The 21,256-nt window shown below is 35.8% G+C and carries 25 protein-coding genes; 6 read left to right on the forward strand and 19 right to left on the reverse strand.

Translation table 11 applies throughout. The annotated features are described in order from the left end of the window. Positions 1-72: 72 nt before the first annotated feature. Entirely contained in the window at positions 73-495 is a 423-nt protein-coding gene (locus BN1243_RS04030; RefSeq protein ID WP_195892069.1) for a CoA-binding protein, read from the reverse strand. A 223-nt stretch (positions 496-718) separates the two neighbouring features. On the opposite strand from BN1243_RS04030, the gene plsY reads away from it, so the two are divergent. Then, complete coding sequence (gene plsY / locus BN1243_RS04035) at positions 719-1,303, forward strand: glycerol-3-phosphate 1-O-acyltransferase PlsY (RefSeq protein WP_062104970.1); 585 nt, start codon at positions 719-721, stop codon at positions 1,301-1,303. 33 nt (positions 1,304-1,336) lie between these two features. Then, entirely contained in the window at positions 1,337-2,470 is a 1,134-nt protein-coding gene (locus BN1243_RS04040; RefSeq protein WP_062104971.1) for a CapA family protein, read from the forward strand. A gap of 33 nt (positions 2,471-2,503) precedes the next feature. Here BN1243_RS04040 and BN1243_RS04045 read toward each other — a convergent pair whose 3' ends face one another. The 6 genes from BN1243_RS04045 to acnA all read right to left on the reverse strand — a co-directional run bounded on the left by BN1243_RS04045 (position 2,504) and on the right by acnA (position 6,820). Beyond that, on the reverse strand, positions 2,504-2,818 hold the full coding sequence (locus BN1243_RS04045) for a hypothetical protein (protein ID WP_062104972.1): 315 nt from the start codon (positions 2,816-2,818) through the stop codon (positions 2,504-2,506). A gap of 4 nt (positions 2,819-2,822) precedes the next feature. Continuing rightward, positions 2,823-3,257 (reverse strand): acyl-CoA thioesterase, encoded by a 435-nt coding sequence (locus tag BN1243_RS04050; RefSeq protein ID WP_062104973.1) that lies wholly within the window; start codon positions 3,255-3,257, stop codon positions 2,823-2,825. A gap of 110 nt (positions 3,258-3,367) precedes the next feature. Then, complete coding sequence (tlp, locus tag BN1243_RS04055) at positions 3,368-3,598, reverse strand: small acid-soluble spore protein Tlp (RefSeq protein ID WP_062104974.1); 231 nt, start codon at positions 3,596-3,598, stop codon at positions 3,368-3,370. A gap of 38 nt (positions 3,599-3,636) precedes the next feature. After that, on the reverse strand, positions 3,637-3,780 hold the full coding sequence (locus BN1243_RS21525) for an acid-soluble spore protein N (RefSeq protein ID WP_084782271.1): 144 nt from the start codon (positions 3,778-3,780) through the stop codon (positions 3,637-3,639). 59 nt (positions 3,781-3,839) lie between these two features. Then, complete coding sequence (locus BN1243_RS21530; RefSeq protein WP_084781804.1) at positions 3,840-3,968, reverse strand: FbpB family small basic protein; 129 nt, start codon at positions 3,966-3,968, stop codon at positions 3,840-3,842. A gap of 134 nt (positions 3,969-4,102) precedes the next feature. Beyond that, positions 4,103-6,820: an aconitate hydratase AcnA gene (acnA, locus tag BN1243_RS04060; RefSeq protein WP_062104975.1), complete on the reverse strand. Its 2,718-nt coding sequence runs from the start codon at positions 6,818-6,820 to the stop codon at positions 4,103-4,105. Positions 6,821-7,179: 359 nt separating this feature from the next. Between acnA and BN1243_RS04065 the strand changes: the two genes are divergently transcribed. Continuing rightward, positions 7,180-7,443: a GlsB/YeaQ/YmgE family stress response membrane protein gene (locus BN1243_RS04065; RefSeq protein WP_062104976.1), complete on the forward strand. Its 264-nt coding sequence runs from the start codon at positions 7,180-7,182 to the stop codon at positions 7,441-7,443. A 73-nt stretch (positions 7,444-7,516) separates the two neighbouring features. Here BN1243_RS04065 and BN1243_RS04070 read toward each other — a convergent pair whose 3' ends face one another. Further along, the gene (locus BN1243_RS04070) at positions 7,517-7,924 is read right to left on the reverse strand and encodes a general stress protein (protein ID WP_062104977.1); all 408 of its coding nucleotides are present in this window, start codon (positions 7,922-7,924) and stop codon (positions 7,517-7,519) included. A gap of 256 nt (positions 7,925-8,180) precedes the next feature. Beyond that, positions 8,181-9,326, reverse strand: coding sequence for an MFS transporter (locus BN1243_RS04075; protein WP_062110389.1), 1,146 nt, complete (start codon positions 9,324-9,326; stop codon positions 8,181-8,183). A gap of 179 nt (positions 9,327-9,505) precedes the next feature. On the opposite strand from BN1243_RS04075, the gene BN1243_RS04080 reads away from it, so the two are divergent. Together BN1243_RS04080 and BN1243_RS04085 are read left to right on the forward strand one after the other, a co-directional pair. Continuing rightward, positions 9,506-9,718, forward strand: a complete 213-nt coding sequence (locus tag BN1243_RS04080; RefSeq protein ID WP_062104978.1) for a hypothetical protein — start codon at positions 9,506-9,508, stop codon at positions 9,716-9,718. 296 nt (positions 9,719-10,014) lie between these two features. After that, positions 10,015-10,443 carry a DUF2621 domain-containing protein gene (locus tag BN1243_RS04085; RefSeq protein ID WP_062104979.1) on the forward strand — a complete coding sequence of 143 codons (429 nt, stop codon included), beginning with the start codon at positions 10,015-10,017 and terminating at the stop codon, positions 10,441-10,443. 64 nt (positions 10,444-10,507) lie between these two features. Here the strand turns inward: BN1243_RS04085 and BN1243_RS04090 are convergent, their stop codons facing one another. The 8 genes from BN1243_RS04090 to yneA form a co-directional block, all read right to left on the reverse strand. Next, positions 10,508-11,218 carry a cytochrome c biogenesis CcdA family protein gene (locus BN1243_RS04090; protein WP_062104980.1) on the reverse strand — a complete coding sequence of 237 codons (711 nt, stop codon included), beginning with the start codon at positions 11,216-11,218 and terminating at the stop codon, positions 10,508-10,510. Positions 11,219-11,583: 365 nt separating this feature from the next. After that, positions 11,584-11,718, reverse strand: a complete 135-nt coding sequence (locus BN1243_RS22825; RefSeq protein ID WP_268258061.1) for a hypothetical protein — start codon at positions 11,716-11,718, stop codon at positions 11,584-11,586. 311 nt (positions 11,719-12,029) lie between these two features. Then, on the reverse strand, positions 12,030-12,242 hold the full coding sequence (locus tag BN1243_RS04095; RefSeq protein WP_062104981.1) for a YneF family protein: 213 nt from the start codon (positions 12,240-12,242) through the stop codon (positions 12,030-12,032). Between the two features lie 77 nt (positions 12,243-12,319). Beyond that, on the reverse strand, positions 12,320-12,757 hold the full coding sequence (sirA, locus tag BN1243_RS04100; protein WP_062104982.1) for a sporulation inhibitor of replication protein SirA: 438 nt from the start codon (positions 12,755-12,757) through the stop codon (positions 12,320-12,322). Between the two features lie 137 nt (positions 12,758-12,894). Beyond that, positions 12,895-14,904 carry a transketolase gene (tkt, locus tag BN1243_RS04105; RefSeq protein WP_062104983.1) on the reverse strand — a complete coding sequence of 670 codons (2,010 nt, stop codon included), beginning with the start codon at positions 14,902-14,904 and terminating at the stop codon, positions 12,895-12,897. 163 nt (positions 14,905-15,067) lie between these two features. Next, positions 15,068-15,301 (reverse strand): DUF896 domain-containing protein, encoded by a 234-nt coding sequence (locus tag BN1243_RS04110; protein ID WP_062104984.1) that lies wholly within the window; start codon positions 15,299-15,301, stop codon positions 15,068-15,070. 80 nt (positions 15,302-15,381) lie between these two features. After that, a complete protein-coding gene (locus tag BN1243_RS04115; protein WP_062104985.1) occupies positions 15,382-16,035 on the reverse strand; it encodes a YneB family resolvase-like protein in 654 nt (217 codons plus the stop codon). 13 nt (positions 16,036-16,048) lie between these two features. Further along, on the reverse strand, positions 16,049-16,366 hold the full coding sequence (gene yneA / locus BN1243_RS04120) for a cell division suppressor protein YneA (protein WP_062104986.1): 318 nt from the start codon (positions 16,364-16,366) through the stop codon (positions 16,049-16,051). A gap of 170 nt (positions 16,367-16,536) precedes the next feature. On the opposite strand from yneA, the gene lexA reads away from it, so the two are divergent. Next, positions 16,537-17,160, forward strand: coding sequence for a transcriptional repressor LexA (gene lexA, locus BN1243_RS04125; protein WP_062110391.1), 624 nt, complete (start codon positions 16,537-16,539; stop codon positions 17,158-17,160). An 81-nt stretch (positions 17,161-17,241) separates the two neighbouring features. On the opposite strand, the gene spoIIP is transcribed toward lexA, so the two are convergent. Beyond that, positions 17,242-18,330 carry a stage II sporulation protein P gene (gene spoIIP, locus BN1243_RS04130; RefSeq protein ID WP_062104987.1) on the reverse strand — a complete coding sequence of 363 codons (1,089 nt, stop codon included), beginning with the start codon at positions 18,328-18,330 and terminating at the stop codon, positions 17,242-17,244. A gap of 150 nt (positions 18,331-18,480) precedes the next feature. Continuing rightward, positions 18,481-21,231 carry a phosphoenolpyruvate carboxylase gene (gene ppc / locus BN1243_RS04135; protein ID WP_062104988.1) on the reverse strand — a complete coding sequence of 917 codons (2,751 nt, stop codon included), beginning with the start codon at positions 21,229-21,231 and terminating at the stop codon, positions 18,481-18,483. Between the last annotated feature and the right edge of the window lie 25 nt (positions 21,232-21,256).

The following is a 21,256-nucleotide window of genomic DNA, read 5'->3' on the forward strand; positions in this document are numbered from 1 at the left end:
AATGAATGATAATAGCTGCATTTGGTAAAGATGTATTTTTGAGCGAAAAAAATAAGCGCTTATGTGCGCTTATCATCGGTCCGATCTCGATAAAGAATGTTCCACTTTGATACAGCGATTCATTATAACTGTGTAGCCTTTTTCACTTAAAAAATCATAAGCTTCTTGATTTTCGATCCCTTGTTGAGCCCAAAAAACATCGGCATCTATTTCAGCAAATTCTTTCGCAAGTTCCGGCAAAAACTCCGCTCGCCTAAATATATTTACGATATCAACATGGCCTGTGATTTCTTTCAATGAAGCTACTGCTTTAACTCCAAATACTTCTTGTACCGTAGGATTAACCGGAATAATTTCATAGCCAGCATCTTTCATAGCTTTAGACACCATGTAAGATGTTCTTTCCGGATTATCGCTTAGTCCAACTACTGCAATTCTTTTAGCGTCTTTAAGGATTTTACCGATTTCTTGACGATCTGGGTTTTCAATAGCCATAAAAGATCCTCCTTTTAATTACGCTTCTATAGTTATCGTAATAGATAACAAATTCATAATCAACCTTGATAACCAATGATTCATTTTTTGGAAAAATTGTTTTTTCATTTTAGTCTTCATGGTACAATGAATGGACGGTAGCGTTAAGATTATTCGTACTCATTACTTACTTATAAACTGTAAAGCAACCAAATTACTTTTATCCTTTAAAGGAGCTATGTATATGCAGTATATTTTAGTATTTTTAGTGGCTTATCTGCTAGGATCAATCCCATCGGGACTGATCGTAGGTAAAGTTTTTTACAAAATAGACATTAGAGAACACGGCAGTGGCAATTTAGGGGCAACGAACAGTTTCCGAACACTAGGAAAAAAAGCTGGTACAGTTGTCATTATTGCTGATACTTTAAAGGGAACTTTAGCGATCTTTTTACCCGTGTTATTTGGTTTCGACGATATTCATCCACTTATAGCTGGTATTTTTGCTGTAGTAGGCCACATGTTCCCGATTTTCGCCAATTTTCGCGGTGGAAAAGCAGTTGCTACTTCTGGCGGATTACTTTTAGGGTACGATCCCATTCTCTTTATATCACTAGTTATCGTATTCTTGATTAGTTTAAAATTATCTAAATATGTCTCATTATCATCGATCATCGTTTCAATTTTTGCTATCATCTATACATTATTCACAAAAGATATACCATTAATTATTATCGTGACGATCTTAGCCGTTTTCGTAATTGTTCGCCATAGGACAAACATTAAACGCATTCGAAATAAAACGGAGCCAAAAGTTAAATGGATTTAAATATCAAGGCCAGTGGCAGAAAGACGGATAGATATGAAATATAAAAAAACTATTATTACTCTTCTTATCTTTCTTTTACTAATAGGTATTGCGTTTTTACTCGTTTTCCAAAAATTAAACCAAACACCACCAACATTGACGAATGTAGCTCAACATTATACGAATGATGTTTCATACACACCGAAGCATTTTACTACAGAAGCTACAATCGGCGGGATTGGAGATATTTTAATTCATGACTGGGTATATAATGACGCCAAAACAAATGGTGGATATGACTTCAACCCTATGTTTGCCCCTGTGAAAGATTTACTGCAAAAACCAGATTTTTTAATAGCAAATCAAGAATCTGTTCCAGGCGGTGAAGAAATCGGTATTTCTAGTTACCCTTCTTTCAATAGTCCCTATGAGATTGTTGACGCTATAATGAATGCTGGGGTCGATATGGTAACAACCGCTAATAATCATATGTTAGACAGAGGCGAGAAAGCCATTGTAAGCGCCATTGACTATTATGAAAAGAAAAATTTGCCTTATACTGGATCTTTTAAAAGTCCTGAAGATAAAGAAATCATGAGAATTATGACAGTAAATGGAATTCGAATCGCCGTTTTAGCTTATTCTTATGGAACGAATGGAATTCCTATTCCAGAAGGTAAAGATTATCTTGTAAGTATGTTGGAACCAGACAAGGTCCTAAAAGATATCGAGGAAGCAAAAGGGAAGTCAGATATCGTCTTACTTGCTTTACATTGGGGTGATGAGTATATCCGTGAACCGAATCAAAACCAAAAAGACTTGGCCCATCAATTTATTGAAGCAGGAGCCGATATAATTTTCGGACACCATCCCCATGTTTTACAACCGATTGAATGGATTGAAAAACCTGACGGGCAAAAGGGCTTAGTAATCTATTCATTAGGAAATTTCCTATCCGGTCAAATTAGAGACTATAAGGATATTGGTGGAATGATTGAAGTAACCCTTGAAAAGAATGTTGGGCCCGAACAAAAAAACACAACAATTAAAGAAGTTAATTTTTACCCAACATTTAGCTCTAGTCAACAATTCCGTAATTATCGAGTCTATCCTATAGATGAAGCGAAAGAAAAAGGTTTTACAAACCATAATAGTAAAGTAATAAATGATTTTATGTTTAGTAAATAGATCAAACGGTTGAAAGGTTCGCCCTTCAACCGTTTATTTTTTCCCTAATATCTTCAAATGGTTAAGCTGATGTAGTAAACCTTCTTTAGTCAAAATTTTCACCTGTTTTTGACCTAATAAATCAAAATGGGAATAGCCATCTTTTCTATGATGAATCCACTCTTCTTTTAAATGATAGACTTTCCCCCACTCTGCCAACTTAACTAAATCATTACATCCAACTTTTGTTACTGTATTACAATCAGGAAAACGTTCATCAAGCCAATAATGGGTGATAAAAGCGAGCTTCCCTCCATCGATTTCCTTCTTCCATTGGTCTAGCTCTTTTCTTGAAATTCCGAACGCCATTTCCTTATCCTTCTCCTTCAGAATTCTTTTTTGCATTCGTATATACTTCATGCCAATTGGGATATAACTTTCGAAGGGAGACCGGTTTAAAATTCTCCTTTTTCACACAAACATGCTTCGTATAACCGCTAACAGCAAGATCTCCATTATTTGAAAAGATTTGATAACCATATGTAGTTCTTAATCCGTTATATTCTTCAATCCAGGTTTTCACATTAACTTTATCTCCGTATCGAATAGGTTGATGGTAAGATACATTAACATCAATAACAGGTGCCAATATACCATCTTTCTCCATTTCAGTATATTTAAAGCCTAAGTCTTCTATTAATTTAGTCCTTCCAATTTCCATCCAAACAAGATAATTTGCATGGTAAACGATCCCCATTTGATCTGTCTCAGCGTAACGTACTTCAATATTCGTCTCAGAAATAACCATCAAAAATACCCCTATCTTCATATAATCAATTAAAGTTTAGCATATGCATGTTCATCTATGTAGAAAAACACTCTCATACATAAGAAAAACCGGCCATTAGCCGGTTTTAATTATTTATAATGGTCTTCCGCTTCATCTTTTACTTCTTCGCGCATTCCCTCGATGCTCTGGCGTCTTCTTTCATTTTTAGCAGCAATTTGCTTCTTTTGCTCGCCATCAGAAAATTCCATCGTTGCTTCCGCTTCTTCCATATTTTCGATAGTATCATGTATCATATTTTGAAGCTTTTCAACGTTATCGCTGCGATCATCAGGCTTAGGTTTGTATTTGTCATTTACCATTCAAAAACACCCTTTCTTAGATGATAAATCGTTGATAATTACTCCCCTTTTGTCTGGATCACATCAGGATGTTGTCCGGATTTATCCGCCATTTTCCTGCCTTTATTTGCGTCAACTGCTACACTTTTCTCACCTTTGTGATTTGTAGTAAAGTTTTCTTGACTATGTTTTGGCTTATTTATTTTGCTCTCCCCCTTTCTATCTTATCATTACCAAGAGGGAGATGATTTATGAGATCGATTTAAGCCCTTTTTGAATGTTTTTCTTCTAGCCTTGTTTCTATTATTTTCATTGCTTTAGAATCGTTTAGTAACGCTTCTTTATTTTCTTTGACAAGATCAAGAAATGATTTTTTCCTATTTCTTCTCATCACTTATTCACTCCTTCACATATACTACTATTATTATTAACCAACGGGCGACTGACTAAACCCAATTTTCAAACACTTCACTTTAAAAAAGAACACTTCGCCGTTTTATCCGACAAAGTGTTCTAGCTGAATATTTATTCAGCAAGCTTTCCTCGCAGAACCATTTGTAAAATTCCACCATTTCGATAATAGTCAATTTCAACTTCTGAGTCAAAACGGACTAATGCTTCGAATTTGATTTCTGTTCCATCTTCTTTAACTGCTGTTACAGTTACAAGATCGTGAGGTTTCACCGTTTCATCCACTTGGACATTCAGTACTTCCTTACCAGTTAACCCAAGTGTATCGGCATTTTCACCTTTTTTAAATTGCAAAGGCAGTACTCCCATCATTGCAAGGTTGGAGCGGTGAATTCTTTCAAAGCTCTCAGCAATGACAGTTTTAATACCTAACAGATTTGTACCTTTAGCAGCCCAGTCACGGGAAGAGCCCATTCCATAATCTTTACCCGCTAGTACAACAAGGCCAGTTCCGTCCTCTTTATATTGCATGCATGCATCATAAATGGTTGTAACTTCATCATTCGGCCAATATGTTGTAAAACCGCCTTCTGTACCAGGAGCGATTTGATTACGAATACGGATATTTGCAAATGTACCACGCATCATAACTTCATGGTTGCCACGACGAGAACCATATGAATTGAAATCACGAGGTTGTACGCCTTTTTCAAGTAAATGTTTTCCTGCTGGAGTATCCTTACCTATAGCTCCTGCTGGAGAAATATGATCTGTTGTTACAGAATCCCCAAACTTTCCAACGATCCTCAACCCAGTTAATGGTTTAACGATTTCTAAATCATTGGATAGATTTTCGAAGAATGGTGGGTTTTGAATATAAGTTGAATCAGCATCCCATTTATACAATGGATCATTACTTGTTTTGATTTCATTCCAACGCTTGTTATCACTAAATACATGTTCATATTCTTTACGGAACAATTCTGGAGTAACAGTACTCTTCACAACATTGGCAATCTCTTCTTTAGATGGCCAGATATCTTTCATGAATACATCATTTCCGTCCTTATCTTTTCCAAGCGGCTCATTGTTCAGATCAATATCGACTGTACCAGCAAGCGCATAGGCAACAACAAGTGGAGGAGATGCTAAATAGTTTCCTCTAACAAGTGGATGAATACGGCCTTCAAAGTTTCGGTTACCTGAAAGAACAGAAGTAACAAGAAGATCATTTTCAACGATCGATTTCTCAATTTCCTCTTTTAACGGGCCAGAGTTTCCAATACATGTCGTACATCCATAACCTACAAGATCAAAACCAAGTTGTGACAAATATGGCATCAATCCAGCGTCACGTAAATAACCTGTTACAACTTTGGAACCAGGTGCTAGCGACGTTTTTACATATTTTGGCACATTCAAACCTTTTTCAACCGCTTTTTTCGCGAGTAGACCCGCACCTAACATAACATATGGGTTAGAAGTGTTCGTACAACTCGTAATAGCTGCGATAGCTACTGCGCCCGTTTTCATACTTACTTCTTCCCCATCATCAAATTTGACGATCGCTTCTTTATTTACTTCTTCAGACTTTAATCCGAAACCTTGATTTCCAATAGGTGCTTGCAACGCCTTTTCAAATTCTTCTTTCATTTGTGAAAGTGGAATTAAATCTTGCGGACGTTTAGGACCAGATAAATTGGCTTCAATTTCAGATAAGTTTAGCTCTACAATATCTTTATAAACAGGATCTTCCCTATCAATCGTATAGAACATATCATTTTCTGATAAATATTTTTCAACAAGTGCAACTTGTTCTTCAGGGCGACCTGTTAAACGTAAATAGTTTAATGTTTCTTCATCTACAGGGAAGAAACCACAAGTAGCTCCATATTCTGGTGCCATGTTTGCAATCGTTGCACGATCAGCCAATGGAAGAGTAGACACTCCTGGACCATAAAATTCAACAAATTTCCCGACAACTCCATGGGAACGAAGTACCTGTGTAACTTTTAGGGCAAGATCGGTAGCCGTTGCACCATTAGGCAATTCTCCAGTAAGTTTCACACCTACAACTTCTGGAATAGGGAAGTATGATGGTTGACCTAGCATACCAGCTTCAGCTTCAATGCCTCCAACTCCCCATCCTAATACACCGATTCCATTAATCATCGTTGTATGAGAATCTGTACCAACTAATGTGTCAGGATAAGCTTCAAAATCTCCATCAGGTGTTTCGATGGAATGAACTACATTCGCTAAATATTCTAAGTTAACTTGGTGCACAATACCGGTTGCTGGTGGTACAGCTCTGTAATTGTTAAAGGCCTTTTGAGCCCAACTTAAAAATTCGTAGCGCTCAGCGTTTCTTTCAAATTCAAAATCCATATTAACTTGCAAAGCTTGAGGCGTTCCGTAAGAATCTACCTGTACAGAGTGGTCAATAACTAGATCTACTGGAATTTCAGGATTGATTTTCTCAGCATCTCCACCAATGTCTGCCATCGCTTTTCTAAGCGAAGCAAGGTCAACTACAGCTGGAACACCTGTAAAGTCTTGTAAAATTACACGAGATGGTTTAAAAGGTACTTCACCATCATTTGTTTGATTTTCAGCCCATCTTGCTAAATCTTCTACATGTTCTTTTTTAATTACGCGGTTATCCATTTGTCTAAGCACGGATTCAAGCAATACCTTGATAGAGTAAGGTAAACGTGATACCTTAGCCACCCCTGCCTCTTCTAATGCAGACAAACGATAATAGTGATAGCGTTTGCCATTCAATTCAAACGATGATCTTGCATTAAATTGATCGTTTTTAGATTTAGGCATAAAATTAATCCCCCATTTCCCTGAGTAATACATATTAAGTCCAACAACTTAACTAATTAAAATTAACCATCTTTCCTTACTACAATGTTAATACAATATTATGTATAAGTAAATATTAAGAAAGTTATGGTTTTTGATAAGAGAAACTTATGTAGTTTATGTTGGACAACGGAAATTAATCCACTGTCTATCATATCAAACAATTCGTTTAAAGAAAATGAAAAGTTTAAAAATCTGAGTAATATGCCAAATGATGGGAATGAAGTATAACACTAAATTTCATGTTTATGTATCTCTATCTGAGGTAATAATAATAGAAGCCTCGGTTAATGAATTTATCCTAAAGGAGATGAATGGATATGGGCTTTTTGCTATATTTGATCGTAGGTGGGATTATTGGCTGGATAGCTGGTCTGATTCTTGGTAAGGACATTCCTGGCGGTGTAGTAGGTAATATCATCGCTGGAATTATCGGTGCCTGGTTAGGTGGAGCATTACTAGGCGACTGGGGACCAGATATTGCGGGAATTGCTATAGTCCCAGCATTAATTGGATCGTTAATACTTGTATTTGTTCTAAGTTTAATTTTAGGCGCAGTAGCTAGAGGTCGTAAAAATACGTAAACAGCAGTTTGAACTTCCGTTTTAAATTTCACAAAACAGAAGCACCTAGGCGAACCCTAGGTGCTTCTAATGTTTATTTTAAGAAGAGGATAATTTTTCCGTTATCCAATTCTTCTAAGTATCGCTCTTTCCCATTACTGTCTAAGCCTATTAATTCTTCACTATCGATAACTCCAGGAGCAAATGGACCAAAGGCAAACATACCAGGCCCTGGATTTGCACCAGTCGCTCCTCCAGTCATTGAAGATGCTCCAGCATTAACAGTCCCACCTGAATTAGTAAAGAATCCACCCAATAATCCTAATCCATCTGGTTTCGCCTCATCCAAATTGATTTGTTCTTTTAATGTTTTTATTACTTGATCATCTCTTGCTAATACAGAAAAATTATCACTTGTAACGCCATCTGACTCATATTTTTTTATTTCCTTCACTACTTCTTCTTCACTATCAAAAATTCCAACAATTCTTGCACTGTCCATTTTTATACCTCCTTTTCGTTAGAGTTCCCTCTTTTTTTCTATTCAAAACAAAAACATATTTAAAGAAATGTTCTTAATAAATAATGAACACTTTCGTTTGGAGGTTTTACCAATCACACACTTATTTCAAACAAATAACACCCCAAAAGTTAGATTTTGACTCTAACTTTTAGGGTGCTCTTCAAAAAGAGACTGTTTTTATTAAACTTTTTTAAAATTCACACTTGAACATGCATTATGTATTTAAAAATTACCCTTAATCAGTAGAGTACATTGAAAATTGTTTTTTGTTAGCACATACTGTAAAAATAATAACGATTAGAAAAAAACTAGAAGAAATTTGGAATAAATAGTTTATCGCAAGGAATTTCGCAAAAATACCAAAGACTAAACCACTTAATCCGATTCCTAAATCAATGGCAGAGTAATACATGCCATTAGCAACACCTCTACGCAGCTTTGGCGTTTTGGCAAGAACCCAAGATTGCAATGCTGGAATCAAAGATCCGTATCCAGCACCGAAAATGATACCTGTTACTAATATGCCCACCCATGAAAATGAAAAGGATAAAACCCACATACCTACAAACGCAAGTATTGAACATAAAATAACCAACCCTTTAGGTCCTCTTTTATCAAACCATCTACCAGTAAACGGACGAATCAAAGTGGCCATTAATGCATTCATAAGGTAGAATACAAATATTTGTTCAATTTTCCTCTCCTCAGCAAAAATGACAATAAATGTGACAATAGTTCCGTACCCAAAAGTTGCCATTAATGTTACAAAAGCCGGGTACCAGCTATTCCTTTCAATTAAGGAACCGAAAAAGGAAAACTTAATATCAGCTTTTTTTATGTTTTTAACTGATTGCGGTGTTTCAAAGTGAATAAGCGAAAGTAAAACAAACGCAATGCATCCCAATACAGCAGAAATGATAATTACAGCGTTAAAATCAAAATGTTGATAAATATAGATTCCTAGACTAGGGGCCATAATCATACCAATAGTAATAGATAAACCAAAATAGCCTATTCCTTCACCGATTCTGTTATTAGGGACAATATCAACTGCAGCGGTACCATTAACGGTTGTCGACCATCCCCACATGATACCGTGTAGTAACCGTAATAATAAAAGCAACATAACTATTTGCGAAAGTGGATACATTATTGTCATAAATAAAAGGGCGGCACTTCCAATTAGCACCAAATGCCGTCTTTTGCTAAATTCTAACAAGTAACCGATAAAAGGGCGAATCAACACAGCGCCAATGGAAAACATCGTGGTAATCATTCCTATTTCAAACCCAGAAGCGCCTAATGATTTTACATACGGCGGTAACGTTGGAATTAACATTTGAAAACTCATAAATACAAATAAATTAGCGATAACCATCATCGAAAATGATTTCGTCCATAACTGTTGATGCGATTTTAAAGCCGCAGTTTGCAATTGGATCACCTTTCTTTTTGTCTTCCTTGCACAAAAAACAATTAATAGTTTAATAACCATTTTGACTTTTAGCCAACACAGATTAACACCCTTGTACGTAAAATAACGTAAGGAGGGTGAAGAGAATGATGCAATTGGATAGTAAAATCTCACTGTACTTTGTATGTATCTTGGCAGGATTCGCAGTCCTTGGATTACTATTATTTCCAGGAGTGACAGTTCTTTTAGGCGTTGTAGCTAACGTTCTAAAAACTATTGGAATTATTGTCATTCTGTTGTTTGCAGCTTTGATCATTCTAAAAGGTCTAATAAGCCTATTCAACAATGCTCGCCTTTAGATAACTTAGTGTATAGACCTTTCTCTTTTCGGAGAAAGGTTCTTTTTGTATAACTTATATTACAGAAAATTGAAATAGTTATGACTATAGAAGAGAGATAACTTTGCCAAAACGCTCCACTACTGAAGGTAGAGTCTTATCATTATAACAAACAAGATTATGAACATCTATAAAGTATTATATTTACCATCAATTAAATAACTAAGAGTTAATTGTTCACTTTTTGTTGCTTGTATTTACATTTACCCATTCGTATAATAATTAGAAAGATGACATCATCTTTAAGGGGTGAGAAAATGCTAGAAGGTTGGTTCTTATGGTTTATACTTTTTTGGGTTGTGATCCTTGTTTCATTTATGGGAATCGGCGGTTTTTTTATGTTCAGGAAATTTTTAAAAAGACTTCCTAAAGAAGATGGTAAATCCGATCTAGATTGGGAAGAATATTACGTTCAAAAAACAAAAAAATTATGGACTCCTGAAAAGGAATCTTTGCTCGATGAATTGGTAAGCCCGGTTCCAGAACTTTTTCGAGATATCGCTAGACAAAAAATTGCTGGAAAAATTGGAGAATTAGCCTTAAAGGAAAGAGTTAAGAAAATTGATCTCGATGTCGTAATCAGGGGATATATTTTAGCAACGCCAAAAAGGGATCATAAATTTTTGAGAAAAAAACTAGGGCAAATGAATATTGATATTTCTCCATATGAAGAATATTTCCAATAGAATTTATTACATAATACCAGAACTAAAATAGGGCTAAATCCAATCAGATTTAGCCCTATCTTAGTTAAAACCCTGTAAATCCTCCGAATAATAATTGAAACAGGCTAATTATATAAGTCAAACCATCAAAGAAAAGTAGAATTCCTACTAAAATCATAATGTATCCGCCAATTTTCATTATTTTAACATTATGTTTGCGAATCCAGTTCATTCTACCGATGAAAAATGAAAGGATAAAAAACGGAATAGCAAAACCAAGGGTGTATGATAACATATAAACAACCCCCGAACTAGGGTTCGATCCAATTAAACCTAGAACAATCATAAGAATAGGACCGGTACAAGGTGTCCAACCTGCTGCGAATGCCATACCAATTAGTGAAGAACCAAAATAACCTGCAGGGCGATTTTTGAATTCAAACCGCTTCTCCTTCATTAAAAAATCAAAAGAAAAAATTCCCGAAACTACTAAACCGAAAAACACGATAAAAACAGCCCCAACTTGGCGGATTAGGTCTTGATAACTTTTAAAGAAATTACCAATAAACGACGAGCCGAATCCAAGGGCAATAAAAATGACTGAAAATCCTAATAAAAAGAAGAGAGTATGCAACATACTTCTACGCCTAAACATTGCGTTCTCATTTTTCAATTCACTAACTGACATGCCAGTAATATAGGATAGAAATGCCGGGTATAAAGGCAAGCAACATGGAGAAATAAAGCTTAAAAACCCAGCACCGAACGCTAGAAACAGATTAATATCCCCTGTCATATAAACACAACTCCTACATTCATTTCTATCTATTTTAACAAATAATCGCTTAATAAGATTGTTATACACTGTGAATCTTCTGTGATAATATGCAATCGTTACAAAGTTATGAACGATCACCGTTAAAAATGGTTCTGAATAAGAAAATCATAATCACTTCTGAAAGCTTCCCCGACTACTGCTATACCATTCAACTAAAGGAGCATTCCTCCCTAATCAATCCTTTATCTGATTGCACTTTTTAGACAAAATAAAAACACCTCAATAGAGATGTGAATTTTTAGCAAACATTATTTAGGCTATATACAAGTGAGCCATTATAAGAATAAAGAGTATACTTACCCTAATAAACAAGCCTTCACCACCTAATGGTAATAAGTCCAATCTTCAGATTCACACTCTTCTTCGTATTCTTCATCTTCAAATTCATATTCTTCATCAAAATAAAGAACATCTTCATTAGATTCGCCTTTAAAAAAACATAGAATTCTTTTAAACATCTAATCACCTCATTTTATATCATTTTTTCTATCACATACAATTTAACACTTCTTTGTTTAAACGGTATGAAATTAATGTAAAGGTTTAATGTAGAGTTTATTTAAAAAACAGTGTTTAATTTCTGTTTATCATTTGTAAGACCTTTAATCAGCAAATGATTGGCATATTTCTTAATCTTGTCCTGTAAAAGTACGAAAAAACCACCCTCTCTGCTGAATCTTAACAGAAAAAGTGGTTTTGAAGGATCAATCAAATTGTCAATGTTAATGAAGACAGAATCCTTTGTAAACATTGTTATATCAAGGGGTTACTACTTCATTTGCTTATTCATAGCACTCATCATTTGATTAATTTTCTTTTGCGATGGTTTCATACCCATTTGCATCATCATCATTTTTAGCATTTGTTCATTAATTGGTGGATTTTTCTTTAGGTAATCCATCATATATTTACGAGCAATAAAAAAGCCAAGTGCTACACCAGCAGCTAAGCATAATACGCCCGTTAGAATATACCAGCCCATATATGTCTTCCTCCTTCAAGTTGTCTATCATTCAGTTTACTAAATACCTGAATATTATACAATATAGCATCCCGTTTTTACACATATTTTCTTTCTTTCATTGGTTTAACCCAGCCGTAATGGTTATGTTCGAGATCTATCGCTAAGAAACGGCCATCAAACCTTCTCAGTATTTCAAAAAAGACGGTTTCACTTTCAAAGCTGCCCCACGCTTTTAATTGTAACCATCTTTCACCTATAAATAGTTCCGCTCCTTCATTGATTCCATTAACATTAGAACAATAAACCTTACCTTTAATAAAAATTTCTCTGCTATCTACTGAGTAAGCAAGATGTTTATGTAAATCAAAATAAGGTAAAGATCTAGTGATATGATTGATCTGTTTCTTTGTAATACTTAATTGCTCACCTTTCATTTTCCGTTCAGCTTTAAAAAGCTCTACTATTTTGTATTCGCGACCATAAAAGTATTCGGCAAATTCATCTTCTATTAAATAAATAAAATATACTCTCACCTATTTTTCACTCCTCAGCCACTCTTTCTTCCATTGTAGATGAGGTAATGTAAAATATTTGTCTAAAACTGTATTGTAATACAAACTTTTTAATTTTTTATAAACAAAAGAGAGGAACGAGCCCTCTCTTTTATTTACTATTCATTTTTCAAGAGTTCTTCTACTTTGGCTACAACATTGTCTACAGTAAAGCCGTACTCTTCTATAATTTTCTCCCCAGGTGCTGACGCTCCAAATCGATCTATAGCTATAATTGAACCCTCATTACCTGTATATCTTTCCCAACCGAGTGAAGATCCCATTTCAATAGCTAACCGTTTTTTTACATCAGATGGAATAACGGACTCTTTATATTCCTTCGGTTGTTCTTCAAAACGATCCCAAGAAGGCATGCTAACGACTGTAGCTTGAATACCTTTATCATTTAATGCTTTTTGAGCATCGACTGCCAAACTAACTTCTGATCCAGTTGCAAGCAATAGAACATCTGCTTTCTTATCAATTGTAGGAGAGACTATATAAGCTCCTTTTTCGACACCTTCATCCGCTTTTTCTGCAGTACCAGGTAAAGTAGGTAAATTTTGTCGTGTCAATACAAGGGCTGTTGGTTTATTCTTTGATTTTAAAGCATGACGCCATGCTGCTGCCGTTTCATTTGCATCAGCCGGTCTAATGATTGATAATCCCGGCATTGCACGCAAAGAAGCAAGCTGCTCAATAGGCTCATGAGTAGGACCGTCTTCTCCAACCGCGATACTATCATGTGTGAAAACATATGTGACAGGAAGTCCCATTAGGGCTGCCAAACGAATGGCAGGACGCAAATAATCGGAAAATACAAAGAATGTTCCACCGAACACTTTAAGACCACCATGAAGAGCAATCCCATTCATGGCCGCACCCATGCCGAATTCTCTTACTCCAAACCAAATATTCTTGCCTGAGTAATTTTCAGCGCCTAAGTCTGTTTCGCCATTGATCATTGTGTAATTTGACCCTGCTAGGTCAGCAGCTCCACCGAGTAAATGCGGGAAATTTTTTGCAATACCATTTAAAGCTTCATTACTTGACTTCCTTGTTGCCAAACTTTTACCTTCTTCGTAGACAGGAAGATCCTTATCCCAACCATCCGGTAATTTTCCGGATATTGCTGTTTCAAGTTGAGTAGCTAGTTCTGGATAGTCTTGCTTATACTTCGAAAAGAGACTTTTCCATTCCGCTTCCTTATCATTACCATTCTGAACAGTTGTCTTTTCAAACTCTTCATATACTTCAGATGGTACATAGAAGTCTTTTTCATACGTCCATTTATAATATTCTTTCGTAAGCTTCATTTCATCTTCACCAAGCGGAGCCCCGTGTACCGCAGATTTACCTGATTTATTTGGGGAACCATAACCAATAATTGTTTTTACCTCAATCATTGTTGGTTTTGAAGTTTCAGCTTTAGCTTCCTCAATGGCTTTCGCAATCTCTTCCAGATTATTACCATCTTCAACTCGTACATAGTGCCAGCCATAAGCCTTAAATCGGTCTCCAACATTTTCAGAAAAAGATTTATCTAGTTCACCATCAAGTGTAATATCGTTGGAGTCATATAATAATATCATTTTTCCAAGTTTTAAATGACCGGCTAGGGATACCGCCTCAGAAGCTACCCCCTCCATTAAGTCACCGTCTCCACAAAGAGCATATGTATAATGATCAACAATATTATATCCATCTTTGTTGTACACCGCTGCTAAATGACGTTCAGCTAAAGCCATACCAACAGCCATACCAATCCCCTGTCCTAACGGGCCTGTTGTAGCCTCTACACCTGGCGTATGGCCATATTCTGGATGACCTGGTGTTCTGCTACCCCATTGACGGAAATTTTTAAGGTCTTCCATTTCAACACCATAACCAGAGAGATGTAATAAACTATAAAGTAACGCTGAACCATGTCCAGCAGACAGAACAAATCGATCTCGGTTAAACCAATCTGGATTTTGAGGATTATGGTTCATAAATCGTGTCCATAGTGTATAAGCCATTGGTGCTGCTCCCATTGGCAAACCTGGATGTCCTGAATTCGCCTTTTCAATTGCATCAATCGATAAAGTTCGAATCGTATTAACAGCTAATTGATCTACTTGTGTAAACATTGGCAACTCCCTTTCTCTTCTATCTCCTATATTCTACCATAATTGATATGTGAATTAACAAGCATTTAGAAAAATTGAAAAATCGCTTTTTGCATTATTATTCTGTTTCCTTTATTTCAGTGCGACAGCATATTAGCTATAACGCGGGCATTCACTTTTTCGATTAATGTAATCTTTTTTTTGCTTGGATATTTTTTACTTTTTGTGGAGTTACTTCCTCTCCAGCAGCATCGAAAACACGGACGTTTTCAATAGTTTCCCGCATTGACGAGCGAAAACTATTTAAATATTCGGCGCGAAGTTTTGACTGTTCTTTAGCTTCTTCCGTTGACAATCCTTGACTTTTTGCTTTTTTTGCCAATTCATTTATCCTTGAAATTTTATCCTTTGATAACATGGAATTACCCCTTTTATTTTTTAACATGCTTTATGAAATCCTACTAAAAAAAAAGCCAGATCACAAATGATCTGCCCCGATTAGTGTTTTACAATTTCATCCTGTTCATATTCACGATATCTTCTATGTACAGTAGCTTTAGAAACATCATACCCAAATCCTCTTAGAGTAGCTGCTATTTCGTCAAATGTTAGTCCATTATGACGAAGCCGAATAATTTCATCAACTGGGATAATCTTTCGCTCGCGTCCATCTATATTCCCTTTATGTTTTAAATTCTTCTCTGGCCGAAAGCCATTCTGAACAGCCCGTTTCATCCCTCTTCTTATTTTCAAATTATGGAGTTTTCTTTGGTACTCTTCAACAATACTAACAATATTTAGAACCATAGAGTCCGCTTCTGATAGTTCAAGTTCACCATCCTGAGAAAAATTATATACTTTTACTCCCTCTTTCACTAAGCAATGTAGTAAAGCTATTTTAGCATTTCCTCTACCAAGTCTCGTTTCATCTTGAATGAGAACAGCTTGGATTTCCTTTTCTTTTATGAGGTCTAGCATTGTAAAAACACCAGGTCGATCTAAATCATACCCACTGGCTTGGTCACAAATAATAGTGTCAACTTCCAAATTCCAAAGGTTAGCTGCTGAAACTAACTCTTCCTCTTGTCTTTCAAGTGAAGTTTGCTGAGCTTCCTTATCTGTGCTCACTCTACAATAGATGATTGTTTTCAAACTTTTGCACCTCTCATTCCCTTTCCAAGGCTACCTCTACATCTCGATCCTTACTGAAGACTGCCGGAATAACAAGCTGATCTCCATCTTTAATAGGTAATCCATTCAATTGATTTTCTCTTTCAATCCATTGTACAACACTTGATGTATTAACCCCAAAAGACTCAGCGTATGGTTTAGCTATAGACCAAAGAGTATCTCCCTCTTGTACCTTTACAATAACTTGTTTATCTAAGTTGTCTGAATCTGTATTTATAATATACATACACATCAAAAAGCTAGTAGCAACAAATAAGATTACAAATGAATATTTTTTCCATACATGACTCATTATAAATCCCCTCTTCCGAATACTTGTTCTTGGAATGTTTGTTCCCATTTGATTCCATTTTAACCAAACGTCCGTTTGTTGTCAACATTTTTTCGAACCTACGTTTGTCCATTCTAGTAGTTCATGCTATAATATGGATAAGATAAAAAGAGATGGGGAGAGTGAGTGATTTGGTAAAGTTATCAAAACGACAACAGGATATACTGGATTTCATCAAAGCTGAAGTCAAAACTAAAGGTTATCCACCTTCTGTTCGTGAAATTGGGCAGGCTGTAGGTCTTGCTTCAAGTTCCACTGTTCATGGACACCTTGCTAGGCTTGAAAGCAAGGGATTGATTAGACGTGATCCTACTAAACCGAGAGCTATTGAAGTTTTACAATCGGAAGAGGAGCAGATTCCTCAACAAAATACCGTTAATGTTCCGATTGTTGGTAAAGTAACTGCAGGATTACCTATTTCTGCTATTGAAAACATCGAAGAGTATTTCCCACTCCCTGAACAACTTGCTCCCGCTGATGAACAAGTTTTCATGCTAGAAATAGTCGGTGACAGTATGATTGAAGCAGGGATTTTGAATGGTGATTATGTAATCATCCGTCAACAACATACAGCAAACAATGGAGATATCGTAGTTGCCATGACTGAAGAAGACGAAGCGACTGTAAAAAGATTTTTCAAAGAAAATGGTTATTTTCGACTTCAACCAGAGAATTCAAGTATGGAACCTATCGTGTTACGGGATGTGTCCATTTTAGGCAAAGTAATTGGTCTCTATCGGAATGATATTCATTGATATATGCGAGCCCTAGCTATTACTATTATAGTTAAGGCTCGTTTTCGTTTTTTTGTATAGTTCTCCAAAATTAAGGTTTACTTATTTACTAGTTTCCACTGCCTCTCCCCAGTAATATTCGCTAATAACTTCCGCTAAGGCATCAACTGTACGATTCAACTCTTCCTCAGTATTATCAACTCCACCTATCTCTATAAGAAGTGAATGACTAGCTAAGTCCTGATTGTAAACCCCATTTGACCCACTCGTTTTTGGTTTTTCAACTGCCCCCCTAGAAAGACCTGGATATTTTTTCTGCAAAATCTGATGTAAGGAATTAGCCATCTCAAGATTTTGTTCAAAATTAGGGTTGCCCGTTCCTATGACAAACATCGATTTCGCATAGTTTTTCCCACCAATTTCAATAGTAGTTAACCCTCTTCTAGCAGCGTCTCTATGAAGATCAAATACTAGCTCAACATCTTTGTTTTGCTTGATTGCTTCAGTAGCAACCTCTCGTGATGCAGTATACGATTGATAATATTTCATATTTCGTTCTACTAATAGCGCCTGTATGTCGGTAGTTTCAACTAATGTTTTTATTCCTTTTTCTTCAAGCTTTTCCCCCAATCGCTTACCTAGCATAGAAATATTTTTTTCTTTATGGAATGCTTCATTTGGTGTTTTTGCTCCTGGTACCATATCAAAAAAGGATTCATAATTATGTGAATGATATATATACGCTTTGAAATCTTTCGTTAAAGGTTTGTCTTTTGGTACATCTTCCTTTGCATCCGACTCATCCTCGCCCCAATACGCAAAATCATCGGGTGGAGGCGACTCAATTGGTAAATTAGTAAAGTCTGTACCTTCTCCAGCAATCAGTATTTTAGGTGTAACTGCTCGGAGACCAGAAATTTCTGTTATTAAAAATGTTTTCATATCAGCAAGATTAATATTTGTAAAAATTTCTAGAGCTACTTCTCCTAATGATCTTTCTTGCTGATTTGGCAACACCGTTGTAAAAGAGTGATTTTCAAGAGACATGATATACAGAAGCGACTCGCTACGTGAAAAATCATTACCTAAAAAAGAGAGCGAACTAACTTTAATGCTGGAAAAAGCAATGACAGATGTTAGACAAAAAATGGCGATAATGGATAATGTAGATCTTGCGGCAATTTTAAACATTAGCTTCATTCCCTTAATAATTTGGCTTTATTTATCCTTATGAAGAGAATTGCTAGACTATGAGAGGAATTTGAAATATAAAAAGAAATACAAAAAAACCTTGAACACTTTATGTGTTCAAGGTTTTTAAAAGAAAGAGTTCAGATAGGGTCAACCTGTATTCACAAGTCCAGCAGCTACTCCATTGATCGTTAATAGTACTTCTGTTACTAAATCTTCTGAAGGCTCATCTGTTTCTCTTAATTCATGAATTAAGTAGACTTGTAAGAAGTTCAACGGATCCACGTATGGATTTCTTCTATAGACAGATTCTTGAATATTTGGTGTATGAGCAAGTAGCTCTTCATTACCAGTTATTTTTAATAGAGCTTCTTTCGTCCGGAAATACTCACTTCTGATGTCACCGTAAATCCGCTCGGCGACATCCGGATCGCTAACTAATGTTAAATATTCCTTAGCTGTCGTCATATCAGCTTTCATTAAAGCCATTTGTAAATTGTTGATAGTTGATCTAAAGAATGGCCATTTTTGGTACATAGTCTGTAATGTTATTAAATGACTTTCATCTTCTTCAATATATGTTTTTAACCCCGTCCCAGAGGCATACCACGCGGGAATCATATGTCTCGATTGAGTCCATGCAAATACCCAAGGTATAGCTCGTAAATCTTCAAATCGTTGGCTGTTCTTTCTACTCATCGGACGTGATCCAATATTTAAAGCACCTATTTCTTTTAATGGTGTAGCCTGATTAAAATAAGTTAAGAAATCAGGATCCCCAAATACTAGAGATTGATATTTTTTTAACGAATGAGTGGAAATTTCCTCCATAGCTGTTTCCCATTCTTTTTCGCGAGAATAATCGACTTTAGACTCTGTTGAAACTCGAGCACACGCTTCAAGGAGCGCAGATGCTGCCTGTTCGAGATTACGAAAAGCGATATCTTCTAGTAAATATCTTGAAGATAATACTTCTCCTTGTTCAGTAATTTTCACGCCATCTCCTAGTGTTTCTACTGGCTGTGAAAGAATACTAGTATTCAAGGAGCCGCCGCCACGCCCTAATGAGCCACCGCGACCATGGAAGAATTTCAAACGAATATCAAATTCTTTAGCCATATTATGAATCTCTTGCTGTGCTTTGAAAAGCTTCCAATTAGCAGTTAAAGTTCCGCCATCCTTACTACCGTCAGAATATCCTAACATAATTTCTTGATGATTATTCCTTACCTTAAGATGGTTTCGGTACACGTCCATTTCAAACAAGCGTTTCATAATATTAGGACCTGCAATTAAATCATCAATAGTTTCTAGTAAAGGAGCCACATTTAAATCTGACTCGACAGTTCCATCAGAATATAGACGATAAATTCCAGCTTCTTTAGCTAGTAATAACACTTCTAAAAGATCACTCGAAGATTGAGTCATACTAATTAAATAAACCTGAATCGAACGTTTGCCAAACTCCTTATGTGCTTGTCTAATTAATTTAAATACCTTTAAAATACCTTGTGTTTGTTTCGTATAATCCTCTTCATAAAGCAGGAGTGGTCGAGGATCACTTAAAACATCTTTTAATATTTTTATTTTTTCCTCTTCAGGTAGTTCAGAATAATGTTTTGTAATATTAACAGCTTTTAATATTTCATTTACTGCAAATTCATGTTCACCACTATGGTTTCGTATATCAAGTGTCACCAAATGAAAACCGAATAGTCGGACTTGTCTAATTAATGTACGAATTGATTTCAATGTATGTCCCGTTGGTTGATGTTTTTCTGCACTATCTTGTATTAAGATTAAATCATTTAAAAGTTCATCCGGATTCTTATAACCAAGCTCGGATTTTCCTACTTCGTGAAGCCGTTTAAGAATAATGGCGAATTTGCGACGATACAATTCAGATTCAACCGGCCATTTTTCTTCTTCATTTAGGTAGATCCTTTCTTCTCGCTCAACAGAATCTGTTAATTTATCAGAAACTGAAATTCGATATGAGGAATGACTAAATCTTTTCATCAGTTCATTAATAGCTTCATCGTATTTCTTTAAAACAAGACTTCGTTGCAACTCTAGTGTTTCCCATGTAATATCTGGTGTTACATTCGGATTTCCATCACGATCGCCACCAATCCATGAACCAAAATGAAGGAAGTTAGGAACATCCCATTCATAATTTGGGAAATGTTCTTTTAGTTGAAATTCCAATTCTTCATGTACAGAAGGAATTGTATTAAACAATGTTTCATCAAAATAATATAGTCCATTACGTACTTCATCAAGTACTCTTGGCTTCCTATGACGCAATTCATCAGTTTGCCATAACGCGGTCACTTCATCAAAAAGACTGTTCTCCAAGTTTTTTCGCTCATTTTTTGATAACGCAGGACTATCTAATTTTTGGAGAATCGTCGAAATCCTTTTTTGAATTTCTAACACGGTTCTTTTAGTTGCTTCCGTCGGATGCGCAGTAATAATTAATTCAATCGATAATTCGTTTAATACACTTTGAAGAGCATCATGAGACATTTGATAATCTTTCACCCTAGATACTACGTTCTCTATCGAAAATGGTTGTCCACCCTGATCGTTCAGTTGATATTGTTTTCTCCGCCTAATCCGATGATTTTGTTCGGCTATATTAATCAAATGGAAATATATTGAAAAAGCTCTGATGACTTGCTGACGAATGGGGGGTTTCAGTTGTTTTATCCTATCTTTTAATTCCATATAAATCTTTTCATCAAATTCCTTGCGCAGACTTTTGGTCATCTCCCTAATAACTTCTACTTCATTAAAAAGTTTTTCCCCGCCATGATGTATTAGGATTTCGCCCAATATATTGCCAAGTTTTTTGACATCACTACGTAACACCGAATTCAAATCAGCAGAATCATTCATATGATCATCCTCCTTATTCTGCAAT

The organism is Bacillus niameyensis (assembly GCF_001375535.1).
Classification (GTDB): Bacteria; Bacillota; Bacilli; order Bacillales; family Bacillaceae_C; genus Lederbergia; species Lederbergia niameyensis.

What these genes read in the sequence shown, in the direction of transcription:
- BN1243_RS04030 (WP_195892069.1), bottom strand. Translation starts at nt 495, where the DNA reads ATGGCTATTGAAAACCCAGATCGTCAAGAAATCGGTAAAATCCTTAAA.
- plsY (WP_062104970.1), top strand. Translation starts at nt 719, where the DNA reads ATGCAGTATATTTTAGTATTTTTAGTGGCTTATCTGCTAGGATCAATC.
- BN1243_RS04040 (WP_062104971.1), top strand. Translation starts at nt 1,337, where the DNA reads ATGAAATATAAAAAAACTATTATTACTCTTCTTATCTTTCTTTTACTA.
- BN1243_RS04045 (WP_062104972.1), bottom strand. Translation starts at nt 2,818, where the DNA reads ATGGCGTTCGGAATTTCAAGAAAAGAGCTAGACCAATGGAAGAAGGAA.
- BN1243_RS04050 (WP_062104973.1), bottom strand. Translation starts at nt 3,257, where the DNA reads ATGGTTATTTCTGAGACGAATATTGAAGTACGTTACGCTGAGACAGAT.
- tlp (WP_062104974.1), bottom strand. Translation starts at nt 3,598, where the DNA reads ATGGTAAATGACAAATACAAACCTAAGCCTGATGATCGCAGCGATAAC.
- BN1243_RS21530 (WP_084781804.1), bottom strand. Translation starts at nt 3,968, where the DNA reads ATGAGAAGAAATAGGAAAAAATCATTTCTTGATCTTGTCAAAGAAAAT.
- acnA (WP_062104975.1), bottom strand. Translation starts at nt 6,820, where the DNA reads ATGCCTAAATCTAAAAACGATCAATTTAATGCAAGATCATCGTTTGAA.
- BN1243_RS04065 (WP_062104976.1), top strand. Translation starts at nt 7,180, where the DNA reads ATGGGCTTTTTGCTATATTTGATCGTAGGTGGGATTATTGGCTGGATA.
- BN1243_RS04070 (WP_062104977.1), bottom strand. Translation starts at nt 7,924, where the DNA reads ATGGACAGTGCAAGAATTGTTGGAATTTTTGATAGTGAAGAAGAAGTA.
- BN1243_RS04075 (WP_062110389.1), bottom strand. Translation starts at nt 9,326, where the DNA reads ATGATGGTTATCGCTAATTTATTTGTATTTATGAGTTTTCAAATGTTA.
- BN1243_RS04080 (WP_062104978.1), top strand. Translation starts at nt 9,506, where the DNA reads ATGATGCAATTGGATAGTAAAATCTCACTGTACTTTGTATGTATCTTG.
- BN1243_RS04085 (WP_062104979.1), top strand. Translation starts at nt 10,015, where the DNA reads ATGCTAGAAGGTTGGTTCTTATGGTTTATACTTTTTTGGGTTGTGATC.
- BN1243_RS04090 (WP_062104980.1), bottom strand. Translation starts at nt 11,218, where the DNA reads ATGACAGGGGATATTAATCTGTTTCTAGCGTTCGGTGCTGGGTTTTTA.
- BN1243_RS22825 (WP_268258061.1), bottom strand. Translation starts at nt 11,718, where the DNA reads ATGTTTAAAAGAATTCTATGTTTTTTTAAAGGCGAATCTAATGAAGAT.
- BN1243_RS04095 (WP_062104981.1), bottom strand. Translation starts at nt 12,242, where the DNA reads ATGGGCTGGTATATTCTAACGGGCGTATTATGCTTAGCTGCTGGTGTA.
- tkt (WP_062104983.1), bottom strand. Translation starts at nt 14,904, where the DNA reads ATGTTTACACAAGTAGATCAATTAGCTGTTAATACGATTCGAACTTTA.
- BN1243_RS04110 (WP_062104984.1), bottom strand. Translation starts at nt 15,301, where the DNA reads ATGTTATCAAAGGATAAAATTTCAAGGATAAATGAATTGGCAAAAAAA.
- yneA (WP_062104986.1), bottom strand. Translation starts at nt 16,366, where the DNA reads ATGAGTCATGTATGGAAAAAATATTCATTTGTAATCTTATTTGTTGCT.
- spoIIP (WP_062104987.1), bottom strand. Translation starts at nt 18,330, where the DNA reads ATGTTTAAAATTGCCGCAAGATCTACATTATCCATTATCGCCATTTTT.
- ppc (WP_062104988.1), bottom strand. Translation starts at nt 21,231, where the DNA reads ATGAATGATTCTGCTGATTTGAATTCGGTGTTACGTAGTGATGTCAAA.